The sequence below is a fragment of the Amycolatopsis thailandensis genome (genome assembly GCF_042723255.1).
Classification (GTDB): Bacteria; Actinomycetota; Actinomycetes; order Mycobacteriales; family Pseudonocardiaceae; genus Amycolatopsis; species Amycolatopsis thailandensis.
On sequence record NZ_JBHXJK010000020.1, the window covers coordinates 81,425 to 96,916 of the forward strand.

General features: G+C 70.4%; 13 protein-coding genes. 9 read left to right on the forward strand and 4 right to left on the reverse strand.

Annotated elements, in window-relative coordinates; all coding sequences use genetic code 11:
• Positions 1-20 precede the first annotated feature (20 nt).
• Complete coding sequence (locus tag ACFWMR_RS11070; RefSeq protein WP_093939459.1) at positions 21-584, forward strand: hypothetical protein; 564 nt, start codon at positions 21-23, stop codon at positions 582-584.
• A gap of 270 nt (positions 585-854) precedes the next feature.
• Here the strand turns inward: ACFWMR_RS11070 and ACFWMR_RS11075 are convergent, their stop codons facing one another.
• On the reverse strand, positions 855-1,679 hold the full coding sequence (locus tag ACFWMR_RS11075; RefSeq protein ID WP_378378240.1) for a dienelactone hydrolase family protein: 825 nt from the start codon (positions 1,677-1,679) through the stop codon (positions 855-857).
• 128 nt (positions 1,680-1,807) lie between these two features.
• Between ACFWMR_RS11075 and glmS the strand changes: the two genes are divergently transcribed.
• From glmS to tsaE, 8 genes are all read left to right on the forward strand, one after another.
• On the forward strand, positions 1,808-3,670 hold the full coding sequence (gene glmS / locus ACFWMR_RS11080) for a glutamine--fructose-6-phosphate transaminase (isomerizing) (RefSeq protein ID WP_378279690.1): 1,863 nt from the start codon (positions 1,808-1,810) through the stop codon (positions 3,668-3,670).
• A gap of 15 nt (positions 3,671-3,685) precedes the next feature.
• Entirely contained in the window at positions 3,686-5,125 is a 1,440-nt protein-coding gene (locus tag ACFWMR_RS11085; protein ID WP_378378241.1) for an NAD(P)H-hydrate dehydratase, read from the forward strand.
• A gap of 234 nt (positions 5,126-5,359) precedes the next feature.
• On the forward strand, positions 5,360-6,175 hold the full coding sequence (locus ACFWMR_RS11090; RefSeq protein ID WP_378378242.1) for a DeoR/GlpR family DNA-binding transcription regulator: 816 nt from the start codon (positions 5,360-5,362) through the stop codon (positions 6,173-6,175).
• Positions 6,165-7,592, forward strand: a complete 1,428-nt coding sequence (gene xylB, locus ACFWMR_RS11095) for a xylulokinase (RefSeq protein ID WP_378378243.1) — start codon at positions 6,165-6,167, stop codon at positions 7,590-7,592. Before ACFWMR_RS11090 ends, xylB begins: the two co-directional genes overlap by 11 nt.
• 4 nt (positions 7,593-7,596) lie before the next feature.
• Positions 7,597-8,688, forward strand: a complete 1,092-nt coding sequence (locus tag ACFWMR_RS11100; protein ID WP_378378244.1) for an ABC transporter ATP-binding protein — start codon at positions 7,597-7,599, stop codon at positions 8,686-8,688.
• A gap of 28 nt (positions 8,689-8,716) precedes the next feature.
• Positions 8,717-9,856: an alanine racemase gene (alr, locus tag ACFWMR_RS11105; protein ID WP_378378245.1), complete on the forward strand. Its 1,140-nt coding sequence runs from the start codon at positions 8,717-8,719 to the stop codon at positions 9,854-9,856.
• Entirely contained in the window at positions 9,853-10,950 is a 1,098-nt protein-coding gene (locus ACFWMR_RS11110) for an alpha/beta fold hydrolase (protein ID WP_378378246.1), read from the forward strand. Before alr ends, ACFWMR_RS11110 begins: the two co-directional genes overlap by 4 nt.
• Positions 10,950-11,414 (forward strand): tRNA (adenosine(37)-N6)-threonylcarbamoyltransferase complex ATPase subunit type 1 TsaE, encoded by a 465-nt coding sequence (tsaE, locus tag ACFWMR_RS11115; RefSeq protein WP_378378247.1) that lies wholly within the window; start codon positions 10,950-10,952, stop codon positions 11,412-11,414. The genes ACFWMR_RS11110 and tsaE overlap by 1 nt, the downstream gene beginning before the upstream one ends.
• Positions 11,415-11,649: 235 nt before the next feature.
• On the opposite strand, the gene ACFWMR_RS11120 is transcribed toward tsaE, so the two are convergent.
• The 3 genes from ACFWMR_RS11120 to ACFWMR_RS11130 form a co-directional block, all read right to left on the reverse strand.
• Positions 11,650-12,060 carry a hypothetical protein gene (locus ACFWMR_RS11120; RefSeq protein WP_378378248.1) on the reverse strand — a complete coding sequence of 137 codons (411 nt, stop codon included), beginning with the start codon at positions 12,058-12,060 and terminating at the stop codon, positions 11,650-11,652.
• Between the two features lie 521 nt (positions 12,061-12,581).
• On the reverse strand, positions 12,582-13,913 hold the full coding sequence (locus tag ACFWMR_RS11125) for a carboxyl transferase domain-containing protein (protein ID WP_378378249.1): 1,332 nt from the start codon (positions 13,911-13,913) through the stop codon (positions 12,582-12,584).
• Entirely contained in the window at positions 13,910-15,331 is a 1,422-nt protein-coding gene (locus ACFWMR_RS11130; protein WP_378378250.1) for an acyl-CoA synthetase, read from the reverse strand. The genes ACFWMR_RS11125 and ACFWMR_RS11130 overlap by 4 nt, the downstream gene beginning before the upstream one ends.
• Positions 15,332-15,492 lie beyond the last annotated feature (161 nt).

A 15,492-nucleotide genomic window follows, 5' to 3' on the forward strand; every position in this document is an offset into this window, starting at 1 on the left:
CGGGGAACGAGGGAGGACCGATGAGCGCTGTCGACCGGCTGGCGGCTGCCATGTCCAGGCAGGACGCCGCCATCACGGAGCAGATGGAGCAGCGCGGGCTACGGGAGCGGCATCTCGCCGATGCCAAGGCCCAGGCGGCGGAGACCATGCAGAAGGATGCCGCCATCCATGACAAGTACGCCGCCCACATGCAGGAATTGGGGAAGCGGAGCAAGGAGGCGGGCGGCTGGCTGACCGGCAAGACGACCGCCGACCGCAACCACACGATCGGCTTCGACCTCGAGGACGACGACAAGCCGGATGCCCGGTTCGCCGAGTTCGGTGCCCGTCAGGGGCCCGACACTTCGCGGCCGGTGCCTCCTCCGCCGCCTCTCCCGGTCGCGCCCGGCGTGCCCGGGATGCCGGCGACGGTGGACGTCCCACCCGCCGCGGCGCCGACGCCCGCTCCGAGTGCCGTGGCACCCGAAGCTCCTGGTTCGCCAGGCGCACCCGGCACGCCCGCGCGTCGCCGAGGTCGTCATGCCCGCGACGACAAGGGCTTCGACGACGACGACTTCTCGAACAACTCGTGGATGGTCGACTGACCCGCTTCACCGCACTTCAGGGCCCGGCTCACCAGAGCCGGGCCCTTCTCTTTACCCCCTTCGCCCGCCCGGCCCCGCGTCGCGTTTAGCGGGCTAAACGCGCTCCGGCCACCAGCGTGCCCAGACCCGGGCCGTGTCGACTTTCGCGGGCTAATCGCGATCTGGGTGCCGCGTCGCGTTTAGCGGGCTAAACGCGATCCCGGGGGCGCGTCGCGATTAGGGGGCTAAACGCGCTCCGGCGTCGCGTCGCGTTTAGCGGGCTAAACGCGCTCAGGCGGCGGGTTCCTCGGGGGCCGCGATCGGGGCGCGCTTGACGTCGGCGTCCAGCAGCGGCTGGTACTTTGCCGTCCCCGTCAGGTGAGTGAGGAAGAACGCGGTGAACAGCGCCCTCGTCAGCTGCTGGGTCCCGCGGTGCGGCTTCCCGTGCAGCAGCAGCTGGCTCCAGTGCTTGCCCTCGGTGACGCCGAGGTGCGACGACTTGCCGAGCGTCCGCAGCTGCACCGGGCCGCCCCACGCGTCCGCGATGGCTTCGGCATGCCCGACCGGCGGCGCGACCAGGTCTTCGCCCGCCGCGAGGTGCAGGCCGGGCGCGGTCACCGAGCGGGCCGACACCGTCGCGGGCGGCAGCGTCTGCGCGGGAGTGATGGTCGCGACGGCGCGAATCCGCGGCCGGTCTTCGTTCTCCGCGGCCTGCGCGGCGGCCAGCACCGCCGAACCGCCGCCCGTCGAGTGCCCGGCCAGGCCGAGCTTCGCCGGGTCGACGCTGATGCCGTCCGGACCGAGACGGACCGTCGTGATCAGGTCGAGGGTGGTGAGCAGATCACCGGCCAGCAGCCGGTGCGACGGCAGCGGCCCGCGCTGGGTGGCCGGAGCCGCCGCGACGATGCCCCAGCTCGCGAGGTGCCGGAGCAGGTGCCGGTAGCTCCCGGTGGGCTGGAGCCAGCCGTGCCCGAAGGCGATCGCGGGCAGACCGAGCCCCGAGCGGGGTGTGAACACGACACCGGGCAGTCCGACCAGGGCGAGGTTGCCGCGAAGCACCTCGTGCGGACCTGGGTGAGACAGCTCCGCGAGCAGCTGCTTGGGCTTGCTGGCCATGCTCGTGACCTTACTGCCCGCACCCCCGTCCGGCCCGCGCGCCGCCCCACGCGTCGCGTTTAGCCCGCTAAAGGCGCACGCGGCCGCCCGGGCGAAGGGGCCGAATTTTCGTCGTTAGGGTGGTGGCCGTGTGTGGAATCGTGGGATACGTCGGACACCGCCCGGCCCTGGACGTCGTCATCGGCGGGCTTCGCCGGATGGAGTACCGCGGCTATGACTCGGCAGGCGTCGCCGTCCTGGATGGCTCCGGCGCGCTGAAAGTCGAGCGCAAGGCGGGCCGCCTGGCCAACCTGGAGACCCAGCTCGACACCGTCGGCCGTGACGGCTTCACCGGCACCGCCGGGATGGGCCACACCCGCTGGGCCACCCACGGCGCCCCGGTCGACCGCAACTCGCACCCGCACCGCGACGCCTCGCAGCGCGTCGCCGTCGTGCACAACGGCATCATCGAGAACTTCGCCGCCCTGCGCGCCGAGCTCGAAGCCGAAGGCGTCGAGATGGCGAGCGACACCGACTCCGAGACCGCCGCGCACCTGATCTCCCGCGCCTACACCGACGGCGACACGAAGGGCGACTTCCCGGCCAGCGTCGCCGCGGTCTGCCGCCGCCTCGAAGGCGCGTTCACCCTGGTCGTGACCATCGCCGACCAGCCGGACACCATCGTCGCCGCCCGCCGTTCCTCGCCGCTGGTCGTCGGTGTCGGCGAGGGCGAGCACTTCGTCGCGTCCGACGTCGCCGCGTTCATCGAGCACACCCGCGAGGCGGTCGAGCTCGGTCAGGACCAGCTCGTCGTGATCACCCGCGAGGGGTACGAGGTCACCGACTTCCACGGCGACGCCGCCCAGGCCAAGCCGTTCACCGTCGACTGGGACCTCTCGGCCGCGGAAAAGGGCGGCCACGAGTACTTCATGCTCAAGGAGATCGACGAGCAGCCGGAAGCGCTGGCGAACACACTGCGCGGCCACTTCGACGGCGGCCGGATCATCCTCGACGAACAGCGCATCTCCGATCAGGACCTGCGCGACGTCGACAAGGTCTTCGTCGTCGCCTGTGGTTCCGCGTACCACTCGGGCCTCGTCGCCAAGTACGCGATCGAGCACTGGTGCCGCCTCCCGGTCGAGGTCGAACTGGCCAGCGAGTTCCGCTACCGCGACCCGGTGCTGGACCGCGCGACCCTGGTCGTGGCCGTCTCCCAGTCGGGCGAGACCGCGGACACCCTCGAAGCCGTCCGCCACGCGCGCGAGCAGAAGGCCCGCGTCCTGGCCGTCTGCAACACCAACGGCGCGCAGATCCCGCGCGAGTCCGACGCCGTCCTCTACACGCACGCCGGTCCGGAGATCGGCGTCGCGTCGACCAAGGCGTTCCTCGCGCAGATCGCGGCGAACTACCTGGTCGGCTTGGCGCTCGCGCAGGCCCGCGGCACCAAGTACCCGGACGAGGTCGCCCGTGAGTTCGCCGAGCTCGAGGCCATGCCCGCCGCAGTGCAGAAGGTCCTGTCCACTGTGGACCAGGTCCGCGACCTCGGCCGCCGGATCGCCGACTCGAAGGCAGTGCTGTTCCTCGGCCGTCACGTCGGTTTCCCGGTCGCCCTCGAAGGCGCCCTGAAGCTCAAGGAACTGGCGTACATGCACGCCGAGGGTTTCGCGGCCGGCGAGCTCAAGCACGGCCCGATCGCGCTGATCGAAGAAGGCCTGCCCGTCGTCGTGGTGATGCCGTCGCCGAAGGGGCGCGCGGTGCTGCACTCGAAGCTGGTTTCCAACATCAGCGAGATCCAGGCGCGCGGTGCCCGCACGATCGTGATCGCGGAAGAGGGTGACGAGACCGTCCGCCCGTTCGCCGACGAGCTGATCGAGATCCCGGCCGTCCCGACGTTGCTTCAGCCGCTGGTCTCCACCGTTCCGTTGCAGGTGCTGGCCGCCGAGATCGCCCGCACGCGCGGGTACGACGTCGACAAGCCGCGTAACCTGGCGAAGTCGGTCACCGTCGAGTAGCAGACCGGAGGCGTCGTGCAGGGAATCTGGACCACGGAACGGATTCGCGCGGCGGAGGACCGGTTGCTCGCCGTCACGCCCGACGGCGAGCTCATGCGGCGCGCGGCTTTCGGGCTGTCGGTGCACGCCGCCGAGATGCTCGCCGAGCACACGGGTTCGGTGTCCGGGCGGCGGGTGACGCTGCTCGTCGGGTCGGGAAACAACGGCGGTGACGCCCTGTGGGCGGGCGCGTTCCTGCGTCGCCGCAATGTCGCAGTCTCCGCGATCCTGCTCAAGCCCGAACGTGCTCACGGCCCGGGTTTGGCCGCTCTGAAGCGATCCGGCGGCAAAGTAGTGTCTGTTGAGGACGGTCCACAGTGGATCGTCCGGGCGGACCTCGTCATCGACGGGATCGTCGGCATCTCGGCGCGTGGGCCCTTGCGGCCGGACGCCGCGGCGCTCCTGGAGCACGTGAGTTCGCCGGTGCTGGCCGTCGATCTGCCCAGCGGGGTGGATCCGGACACCGGCGCCGTCGACGGTCCTGCGGTCGTCGCCGACCGGACGGTCACTTTCGGCGCGCTCAAACCGGTGCACGCCCTCGCGCCCGCTTCCTGTGGCGAGGTCGCCTTGGTGGACATCGGGCTGGGCCTCGACGATCCCGATCTGCAGCGACTCGATACGGCCGACGTCGCGACGGCGTGGCCGGTGCCCGGCCCGGATGACGACAAGTACAGCCAGGGCGTGGTCGGTGTGGCCGCCGGGTCCGCGACGTATCCGGGGGCGGCGGTGCTCGCGGCCGGTGCCGCGGTGCGGGCGACGTCCGGGCTGGTGCGGTACGCCGGTCATGCCGCGGACGTGGTGCGCGGACATTGGCCCGAAGTGATCGCGACGGGTTCGGTCACGGACGCGGGCCGGGTGCAGGCGTGGGTCGTCGGGCCGGGGATCGGGACCGGGCACGAGGGGCGGGACGTGCTGCGGTTCGTGCTCGGGCGTGGTGTGCCGGTGTGCGCGGACGCCGACGCGACGACGATCATCGCGCGTTCGCCCGACGTGCTCGACGCGCGGGATCCGGACACGCCGCTCGTGCTGACCCCGCACGCGGGGGAGTTCGAGCGGCTGATGGGTTCGCCCCCGGGAGCCGACCGGGTCGAGGCGGCGCGGTCGGCCGCGCGGAAGTACGACGCCGTCGTGCTCTTGAAGGGGCACTGCACTGTGGTCGCGGCGCCGGACGGGCGCGCGCTGGTGAACACGCCGCGGGGCTCGTGGCTCGCGACGGCGGGTTCGGGGGACGTGCTGTCCGGTCTGGTCGGCGCGCTGCTCGCCGCCGGGCTCGACCCGTGGTTGGCGGCCGGGGCTGCGGCGCACGTTCACTCGCTCGCCGGGTCGCTGGCCGCCGACGGCGCACCGACCTCGGCTTCCGGCATCCTCGGCGCCGTCCCCGCTGCTCTCCGGTCCCTCCTGTCCCCGGCCTCCTGACCAGGGCCCCGACCTGCGGTTAGCCCCCTAAACGCGCTCTGATGGCACCCGCCCGCAGAGCGCGTTTAGCGGGCTAAACGCAAGTCGGCGGGACGCAGGGGGAGGTGAGGAGAAATGCGAGAATTATCGAGTTACGTGTTAACTCCTGGCGAATAATCTGGTAAGAAGCAGGTGTGAGCGCCGACACCCACCCCGCCGAGACCGCGATGGTCCGGGTCGTGAACGGTGTCGCCCATGTCTAAGACCAGGCCTTCGGACGCCGCCGTCGAGCACCGGCGCCAGGAGATCCTCGACCACGTCATCGCCACCGGCGAGGTCCGCATCGACGACCTCACCGCCCGGTTCGGCGTCAGCCTGATGACGATGCACCGCGACCTCGACGACCTCGCCGAGCGCCGCCTCCTCCGCAAACTCCGCGGCAAGGTCGAGGCCTACCCGGCGACGACCATGGAGTCGGCCGCCCGCTTCCGCGACACCTTCAACCAGGCCACGAAGGACACCCTCGGCGAGGCCGCCGCGGCGCACGTCCACTCCGGCCAGACGGTCTTCGTCGACGACTCGACGACGCTCTTCCCGCTCGTCCGCCGCCTGAGCCGGATCGAAGACCTCACCGTCATCACCAACTCGCTCGAAGCCGCCCGCATCCTCGGGCCGGTCAAGAGCGTCGAGGTCGTGCTCGCCGGCGGCCGCTACCACCACGAGTACGACTCCTGCGCCGGCCCGGACGTCCTCGCCTTCCTCGAACGCACGCACGCCGACATCGCGTTCGTCTCGGTCGCCGCGGTGGCGGTCGGTCGCCTGTTCCACCCGGTCCAGGACTACGCCGCGCTCAAGCAGGCCGCGCTGCGCACCGCGAGCCACAACGTGCTGGTCGTCGACAACTCCAAGTTCGGCCGCACCGCCACTTTCGCGCACGGCGACATCGGCGACTACGACCTCCTGATCACCGACGATCTGACGCCCACCGAGGAGATCGAGGCCGCGCTGAACGCCGGAACGGCCATCGAGCAGGTCGAATGCGACCCGGAGGGGCCGGAATATGAAATCTGACCTGGTCGCCGGAATCGACTCGTCGACCCAGTCGACGAAGGTCGTCGTCTGCGACGCGGAAACCGGCGAGATCGTCCGCACAGGCCGCGCTTCGCACCCTGAAGGCACCGAAGTCGCTCCTGCCGCGTGGTGGGACGCCTTCCGCGAGGCCACCGACGGGCTGCTCGACGGTGTCGGCGCCATCGGCGTCGGCGGTCAGCAGCACGGCATGGTCACCCTCGACGAAGCGGGCGAGGTCGTCCGGCCCGCGTTGCTGTGGAACGACACCCGGTCCGCGAAAGCGGCCGAAGACCTCGGCGGCGAACTCGGTCCCGAGAACTGGGCGAAGTCCGTCGGGTCGCTGCCGGTCGCCAGCTTCACCGTCACAAAGCTGCGGTGGATGGCGGAAAACGAGCCCGAGCTGGCCGATCGCGTCGCCCGCGTGCTCCTGCCGCACGATTGGCTGACCTGGCGGCTCCTGGGTGAGGGCGCCGAACCGGTCACCGACCGCGGCGACGCCTCCGGCACCGGCTACTTCTCGCCGTCCACCGGCACCTACCGCCAGGACCTGCTCGCGCACGCCTTCGGCGGCCGGACCCCCGAACTGCCCAAGGTCATCGGCCCCGCCGAAGCCGCGGGCCACACCCCGGACGGGATCCTGGTCTCGGCCGGAACCGGCGACAACATGGCCGCCGCGCTCGGTCTCGAACTCGCTCCCGGCGACGTCGTGGTCTCGCTCGGCACCAGCGGCACCGTCTTCGGCGTCTCCGAGACCGCGAGCGCCGACCCCTCGGGCATCGTCGCGGGATTCGCCGACGCCACCGGCCGTTTCCTCCCGCTGGCCTGCACGCTCAACGCCGCCCGCGTCCTCACCGCCACGTCCGCGATGCTCGGCGTCGAGCTCGCGGAGTTCGACAAGCTGGCGCTCGCCGCCGAGCCCGGCGCCGGTGGCCTCACTTTCCTGCCGTACCTCGACGGTGAGCGGACGCCGAACCTCCCGGACACCAAGGGCACGCTCTTCGGCCTGACCCGCGCGAACATGACGCCCGGGAACCTCGCCCGCGCCGCCGTCGAAGGCATGTTGTGCGGACTCGCCGCCGGTCTCGACGCCCTGCGTGACCAGGGGCTCGAAGTCCGCCGGGTCCTCCTCATCGGCGGTGGCGCGCAGTCGGCCGCCGTCCGCGCGGTCGCGCCGATCGTGTTCGGCGTGCCCGTCGTCGTCCCCGAGGTCGCCGAATACGTCGCGGTCGGTGCCGCGCGACAGGCGGCCTGGGCCCTCGCTTCCAGCACGGAACCTCCCCGCTGGCAGGAAAACCACGGCTACACCCCACTCGAGCCGACCGAGGCGGACCGCGCCGAGGGGCACCGGATCCAGCAACGGCATCTCGAAGCCCGCGAACTCGGGCACGGCATTTCCGCGAAACCGAAAGAGGACTGAACCGATGGCCACGATCACCTACGACAAGGCGACCCGGCGCTACGCGGGCTCCGAGCGGCCCGCTGTGGACGCACTCGACCTCGAGATCGCCGACGGCGAGTTCCTCGTGCTGGTCGGGCCTTCCGGCTGTGGCAAGTCCACCAGCCTGCGGATGCTCGCCGGCCTCGAGGACATCGACGAAGGCGCCGTCTGGATCGGCGACCGTGACGTCACGCAGCTGCCGCCGCGTGCCCGCGACATCGCGATGGTGTTCCAGAACTACGCGCTGTACCCGCACATGACCGTCGGCCAGAACATGGGCTTCGCGCTGAAGATCGCGGGCCGCCCGGCCTCGGAGATCAAGCAGAAGGTGCTCGACGCGGCCAAGCTGCTCGACATCGAGCAGTACCTCGACCGCAAGCCGAAGGCGCTCTCCGGCGGTCAGCGCCAGCGTGTCGCGATGGGCCGCGCCATCGTGCGTGAGCCGCAGGTCTTCCTGATGGACGAGCCGCTGTCGAACCTCGACGCGAAGCTGCGTGTCTCCACCCGTACGCAGATCGCCGCGCTCCAGCGCCGCCTCGGCGTCACCACCGTGTATGTCACGCACGACCAGGTCGAGGCCATGACGATGGGTGACCGGGTCGCCGTGCTCTCGGACGGTCTCCTGCAGCAGTGCGACACCCCGCGAGCCCTGTACGACCGGCCCGCAAACGCTTTCGTCGCCGGGTTCATCGGCTCGCCCGCGATGAACCTCGTCACCGCGAAGCTCACCGAAGACGGTGCCGAGCTGGGCGGCGCTCGCGTGCCGCTGACCCGCGAGATCCTCGCCAAGGCCGACGGCGACACGGTCACTCTCGGCTTCCGCCCCGAGTCGCTCGAGGTGACCACCGGCGAAGACGGCACGCTGCCGATCAAGGTCGACCTCGTCGAGGAGCTCGGCTCGGACGCGTACGTCTACGGCAAGCTCGCCGAGAGTGACGCCGAAGGCACCAAGTCGAACGTCGTGACCCGTGTGGACCCGCGCACGCCGCCGGCCATGGGCGACACCCTGCACCTGCGGATCCGTCCCGACGAGCTGCACGTGTTCTCCGCCACCGACGGGGCGCGCCTGTCCTGAGCCGGTTCGTGGGAAACTGGTGGTCGTTATGACCGCCAGTTTCCCGCGTGCCGAGGTCGTCATCGACCTGTCCGCCATCCGGCACAATGTCGCCCTGCTCGCCTCCCGCGCCCCCGGCGCCCAGACGATGGCCGTCGTCAAGGCCGACGGCTACGGCCATGGAGCGCTCGAAGTAGGCCGTGCCGCCATCGAGGGCGGGGCCACCTGGCTGGGCACCTGCTCCCTCGGCGAGGCGCTCGCGCTGCGCCGCGCGGGCATCCGGGTCCGGCTCTTCAGCTGGCTCGACACTCCCGAAGCCGACTTCGCGCCCGCGATCGCCGAAGACATCGACGTCGCCGTCAGCTCCCTCGACGAGCTTTCCCGCGTGGCCGACGGCGTGCGCCGGGCGCGCGACTTTAGCGGGCTAAACGCGATCGGGCGGGTGCACCTCAAGATCGACACCGGACTGTCCCGAAACGGGTGCCCACCTGCGGAATGGTCGGCGCTGGTCGAGGCAGCCGCAGCCGCGAAGCCGTTCATCGAGGTCGTCGCGATCTGGTCGCACCTCGCCTGCGCCGACGACCTCGGCCACCCCTCAACCGACGCGCAGGCGAAGCGGTTCGACGAGGCCTACGACATCGCCCGCGCGGCCGGCCTGAACCCGATGCGGCACATCGCGAACTCCGCCGCCGTGCTGACCAGGTCCGACCTGCACTTCGACCTCGTGCGCCCCGGGATCGCGATCTACGGGCTGAACCCGGTGCCCACCGAAGACGACTTGCGCCCGGCGATGACCTTCAAGTCGTCGGTCGTGCTGACAAAACGGATTCCGGTCGGCGAATCGGTCTCCTATGGCCACACCTGGACCGCCGAGCGCGATACCACTCTCGCCCTCGTCCCCGTCGGGTACGCCGACGGCGTGCCGAGGTCGCTTTCCGGACGAATGGACGTCCTGCTCGGCGGAAAACGCAGGCCGGTCGTCGGCCGCGTCTGCATGGATCAGCTGATCGTCGACTGCGGAGACGACGAACCGGCCGTCGGCAGCGAAGTGATCCTCTTCGGCCAGGGCGCTTTCGGTGAGCCCACGGCCCGGGAATGGGCCGACAAGCTGGGGACGATCGACTACGAGATCGTGACCTCGATGTACCGGCCGCGGATCCACCGGACGTATCTGGAGGCGGGCTCGTGACACCTTCACGACGACTGCTGGCCATCGTCGGCGGCGTCGGGGCGGTCGCCACCGGCACCGCCGCCGCGATCGCCGTCGCCGCACAGCAGCGGCGGCAGAGTGAGGATCCGTTCGTGGACGAGCCGTTGGGGGATCTTGAACCGGATCGGACGTCGACAGTGGCGGCGGAGGACGGCACGCCGCTCGCGGTCGAGGAGATCGATCCGGCCGATGGGGGAGAACCGGAGCTGACCGTCGTCGGCGTGCACGGTTTCGCGTTGTCGAAGCGCTGCTGGCATTTCCAGCGGCGAGACCTCGCGTCGCTGAAGCTGCCTCGGGTGCGTCAGGTCTACTACGACCATCGCGGGCACGGGCAATCCGGCGCCGCGACCGCCGAAACCAGCACCATCGAACAGCTGTCGCGCGACCTCGACATGGTCCTGCGCTCGGTCGTGCCGGACGGGCCCATCGTGCTCATGGGGCACTCGATGGGCGGCATGGTGATCATGGAGCTCGCCGCGGAGCATCCCGAGTTGTTCGACGACCGCGTCGGCGGCGTCGCGTTCATCGCGACCGCGGCGGGCGAGGTCGGCGCTCGCGGGCTGCCGCGATCACTGCTCTCGAAGTACAACCCGCTCACGCGAGGCGTCGGCGGACTGGCCGGCTGGCAGCCGGGACTCGTCGAATTCGTGCGCGCGGCCGGCGGTCAGCTGACCCGGCAGGCTGTGCGCAGGCTGGCTTTCGGCAGCCGTGACGTGTCTCCGCGACTGGTCGATTTCATGCTGGAAATGCTCGAAGTGACGCCGGTGCGAGGGCTCGTGAACTTCGTCGACACGCTCGGCAGTCACAACCGGTACGCGGCGCTCGCTGGGCTGAAGCACGCGCATGTGCTGGTCGTCGGCGGGGATTCCGACCGGTTCACGCCGATCGCGCACGCCGAGCGGATCGCGGCGGAGCTGCCGGACGCGGAGCTGGTGCGTGTGCGCGGCGCGGGACACATGGTGCAGCTGGAACAACCCGAACTGGTGAACAGCCACCTGATCGACTTGGTGCAACGGTGCACGGGCACCGATGGTGAGACTTCCGAACGGCGAACCTGGTGGTGGCAACGCTGATGAACTTCGCTTTCCCGACTCCCGAGTCGACCATGGATTTCGGGCGCGCGCTCGGGCGCTCGCTGCGCGCGGGCGACCTCGTGCTGCTCGCCGGGCCACTCGGGGCGGGCAAGACGACGCTGACCCGCGGGATCGCGGATGGTCTCGGCGTCGGCGGACGCGTCAGCTCGCCGACGTTCGTGATCGCCCGCGTGCATCCGGCCGGCGAGGGCGGGGTCGCTCTGGTGCACGTCGACGCGTATCGGCTCGGCGGGGATCTCTCGCAGCTGGACGACCTGGACCTCGACACCGAACTGGAGCGATCCGCCCTGGTCGTCGAGTGGGGCGAGGGCGCCGCGGAGCGCCTTTCGGACGACTACCTCGTCGTGCGCCTGGACCGGCGCGAGGACGACGTCCGCGAGGTCACCCTGGAACCGCACGGCACCTGGGCGTCCCGCACGCCTGACCTGCGTTTAGCGGGCTAATCGCGACGCGCTCGACCGACTTGCGTTTAGCCCCCTAATCGCGATCTGTGCGACCGGATCGCGTTTAGCCCGCTAAACGCGACGGGTGCCGACGGATCGCGATTAGCCCGCTAAACGCGATCTCACCCGGATGCCGCATCAGGGCCGCTCCGGCGGAGCGTCTCCTCCATGCCCCAAGCGGGCTTGGGGGTGCGCATGCCGCTGGTAGCCACAGCGGCATGCGCACCCTGCCTCCCTAGACGGCGGCCGGTTCGGCTCGCGGTCCGCGCCGGCGGTGGAGCCACCACAAGCCGCACAGGCCGATCACGCCGGTTTGAGCGGCGGGCGGCGCGACCACGGCCAGCGCGAGAAGCGCGGAGATCAAGGCGAACCAGTAGAGCAGGACACGCCTGCTGTTCTCCTTGCTGCCGAAGAACGTGCTTCGCCAGAAATCGGGCCACTGGGCCGCGGGGCGCAGGTGTACGCGACGGCACGCGGGGTCGATGACCATGCCGACCGGTTCGCCTGCCAGGTCGAGCAATTCGTCGAGAGTGACTTCTGCCGGGTGACACCCGTCGCGGTGATCCTGGTTCGTATCCGGGGTCATCGCCTGCGGCTGGGGTGGCTCCTCTGGCATACCGCCGGAACACGGCGCTACGCTGGTCATGTTTGACGCCTCCATAAGACTTTTCGGGTTGGTGGAGCTGTTGAACTTCAAAGCGGCTCCCCGTGCCTGGGGAGCCGCTTCCTTTGTTTTGCGGCATTCGTTTGTTGCTCAGTCGCAACACAAGCCATTGTGGACGAACTTTCCGGACCTACGGGGCGGTAAGTGAAAGGTTGCTGGATCCTGCGCCGAGCGGTCGGCGCACTTCACCCCAGGTCGTCGGATCCCAACGTGGTAACTCGAAAGAGTAGTTGCCGACGCGACTCAAGGTCTCTTTAGGCAGTTGGCGGGAGCTGGCCATACTCAGAGTTGTCCGAGCTCACTCTATCAAGTGAATTAGCATTGTCGGCGCTGAGAGAACTGTTCAGTATCGGACGTTCGAAACCTGCATTCGCACATGCAGATGGTCATGCTCGGCATGGCGTGCCCGTTCAGCGCCGATCTTCGACCGTTTGTCGCTTACCTTCGAATCGAATGTATTCGGTGATTTTTCAATGAACCCCGCCCGGATCGCGTTTAGCGGGCTAAACGCGATCCGCGGGCTCGACGACAGAGCGCGCGATTCCCAGGGCGACCAGGTCCTGGGGGCGCAGCCGCAGCCGGTCCGCGAGAGCGGGGACCTCGTCGGCGGGCAGCTTGAGGATCGCCGCGGCCGCCTCGGGCGAGGTGACCGAGAAGTACGCGCCGGGCGCCACCCACGTCGACCCCGGCGCCGCGAACGCGAGCGCGCCGCCGGAACCGCCTTCCCCGATCACCAGCGTCGTGATCGGCACGGCCGCGCTCGCGACAGCCTCGAACAACTCCGCGATCGACGCTCCGGCCCCGTCCCGTTCGGCCGCCGCGTCGTTCGCGGCGCCCGGGGTATCGACGAGGGTGAGTACCGGGATCCCGAGCCTCGACGCGAGCCTCACCAGGCGCGCCGCTGTCCTGAACCCTGCCGGCAGCGTCGGCGTCCCGCATTGCGCCGCGTAGGCGATCGCACGGCCGCCTCGCCAGCCGAAGCCGCACAAGACGCCGGAGTCGACTCCGCCGCACCTGTCGCCCGAGACATCCTCACGCCAGTCGAAGTACGCGTCGAGGTACTCGGCAGCCCTCGGCCGATCAGCGGCGCGCGCGGTCTGAACCGCTTCCCATCCGCTTTCGGGCAAGTTCGCCGACCCGAGAGCGGATGGCGGCTCAGCGGCCTCCGTCGTCGGAGAAGACAGCAACCGCAGCCACCGTTGCAGCGTCGCGGGAAGGTCGGCTGGCGGCACGATGCCGTCGACCTGGCCCCAAGCGAGCTTCGCTTCAGCCGTGTACGCCTCCGGGGGCGCGTCGGCAGGTCGTACCCGGGAACCGGCGAAACCGACCTGCGCCTCGGGCAGCGCGAGAACGACGTCGGCGCTTGCTCCGAGCGTCGCCCAGCCGCCGCCCGTGGTCGGATCGCGCAGCACCGAGATCTGCGGCACCGCTCGGGCTCCGGCCGCCGCCCGAGCGATGCGCTGCAACTGCGAAAGCGCGAGCATCCCGTGCTGCATGCGGCTGCCGCCGGTCGCGATCAGCGACACCACCGGCAACCGGGACTCCACTGCCCGCGCGAACGCGGCCTCGACGCGATCACCGGTCCGCTGCCCGATCGACCCGCCCAGAAAGCCGAACTCGAAGGCGATCACCACCGCTTCGACGTCGCCGATCCAGGCGGTCCCGCAAAGCACGGACTCGTCCTCGCCAGTCCGTTTCTCGGCGGCTTCGCGCGCCGCGCGGTAACCCGGCCACTCGATCGGCCCGTCGGCCGGTTCATCGGACCGCGGAACGTCCAGGTCCTCGAACCCGGTCGCGATCTCCTCGATGACCGATCGCGCCGAGGGCCTGCTCATCCGAGCGCCCGCTTCATGACCTTGCCCATGTCGTTGCGCGGCAACGCTTCCAGGTAGCGGACCACCCGAGGCCGCTTGTGCGGCGACAGCAGCCGCGAAACGTGGTCGGCGAGTTCCGACTCGGTCGGGCGTTCCCCGTCGGGCACGACCCAGGCCACGATGCGCTCGCCGAGGTCGTCGTCGGGCTCGCCGGTCACCGCGACCTCCGCGACACCGGGGTGCTCCATCAGCGCGTTCTCGATCTCGCCCGCGCCGATCTTGTAGCCGCCGCTCTTGATCAGATCCGTGGCCTTCCGGCCGACGATCTTCACGTAGCCGGCCGCGTCGCGGGTCGCCATGTCGCCGGTCCGGAACCAGCCGTCGTCGAAGGCGGCTTCGGTGGCGTCGGGACGGTTGAGGTACTCGGTGAACAGGTTCGGACCGCGGACCTGGATCTCGCCGACGGTCTCCAGGTCCTCGATCGTTTTGCCCGCCTCGTCCACGAGCCGCAGATCGACGCCGCTCAGAGGGACTCCGACAGTGCCGGGGACACGCTCGCCGTCGGCGCGGACGCTGGTGTTCATGAGTGTCTCGGTCATCCCGTAGCGCTCGATCACGCGCTGGCCGGTCGCCGCGGTGATGCGCTGATGGTCGTGGACGGGCAGCGCGGCCGATCCGGAGACGAGCAGCCGGGCGCCGCGCAGGGCTTCGGCGAGTGCCGGGTCGTCGCCGACTTCGCCGGCGATGCGGTGATACATGGTCGGGACGCCGAACATCATCGTCGCTCCGCCGGCGAGTTCGCGTGCGACGCCTTCGGTGGAGAAGCGGCCGAGGTGCCGGACCGAGCCGCCGCGCCGGAGCGGCCCGAGGATGCCGAGGATCAGTCCGTGCACGTGGAAGAGCGGGAGACCGTGGACGAGGACGTCGTCGGAGGTCCACTCCCAGGCGTCCTCGAGCGCGTCGAGAGTGGTCGAGATCGCGCGGCGGGGGAGGACGACGCCCTTGGGTGGGCCGGTCGTCCCGGACGTGTAGACGATCAGCGCCGGGGCCTCGGTGTCCGGTTCCGCGGGGAGATCGCCGGGCGTGCCTTCGAGCGCGATGTCGCGGCGGGGTAGATCGGTGAGACCCGCGGGGAGGTCGGCGCCCGGTTCGGCGAGTACGAGGACCGGCTCGCTGTCGGCGAGAATGTGGGCGAGTTCGCGCTCGCCGATCTTCGGGTTGAGCGGGATGGCGGGGACGCCGGCGAGCAGCGCGGCGATCACGGCGATGCTGGTGTGCACCGTCGGCGTGGCCCAGATGGCGACGCGGCCGCTCGGCAGGTCGCGGGCGAGCGTGCCGGCGACGGCCGCGACATCGGCGTGGGTCAGGGAGGTGTCGCCGAAGCGGAGGGCCTCCCTGCCGGAGCCGCTCGCCAGGGTGGGGAACAACCGATCGGGCACCTTGTGACCTCCTGCTCGACTCCGACGGCCGGGGCGCGTGGAACCTGAGGGCCCCTCTCCGGACCGTACCGCGCTGCCCTCCCAGACCCCTGCGACCTGCTTCACACCCAGCGCCGAGAGCGCGTTTAGCGGGCTAAACGCGCTCCGGCGGCCCTCGTCCC